At 56.3% G+C, this 451-nt stretch carries 1 pseudogene; it reads left to right on the top strand.

From position 1 onward, the window contains the following. Positions 1-451 (top strand): annotated as a pseudogene (locus BWM17_RS09635) (phosphoribosylamine--glycine ligase); the annotation flags it as partial.

The following is a 451-nucleotide window of genomic DNA, read 5'->3' as shown; positions in this document are numbered from 1 at the left end:
CGCAGAGGCGCTTAAGCGAAGCTCACAGGTTGAGCTTTACTCCGCGATGAGCAATGCTAATCCAGGGATAAAGCGGATTTCCGCTGAGGTGTTGCGTGCAAAGGAGACTGACATTGAGGCGATTAAAAACTTCGCTCTCAAGCATGGGGTTGAGCTGGCGGTAATAGGCCCTGAGGCGCCTCTGTGCGCCGGACTCGCTGACGAACTCCTGGGCGAGGGCATCGCATGCGTGGGTCCGCGAAGGGCTCTGGCAATGGTGGAGTGCAGCAAGGAATTCTGTCGAAACCTAATGGCCAAGTACAGGATACCAGGAAGCCTGAGATACGCCACCTTTACTGACGCTAAAGAGGCGGCGGACTACATCGACGCTTTCGAAGGCGACGTTGCAGTTAAACCTGTGGGGTTGACCGGCGGCAAGGGCGTCAAGGTTGTGGGAGAGCAGCTAAAGGAT

This window comes from Candidatus Hecatella orcuttiae, assembly GCF_002009985.1.
In the GTDB taxonomy this organism is placed as follows: domain Archaea; phylum Thermoproteota; class Bathyarchaeia; order Hecatellales; family Hecatellaceae; genus Hecatella; species Hecatella orcuttiae.
The sequence above is the reverse complement of the archived record's forward strand: the minus strand, read 5'-3'. Positions and strand labels throughout refer to the sequence as shown.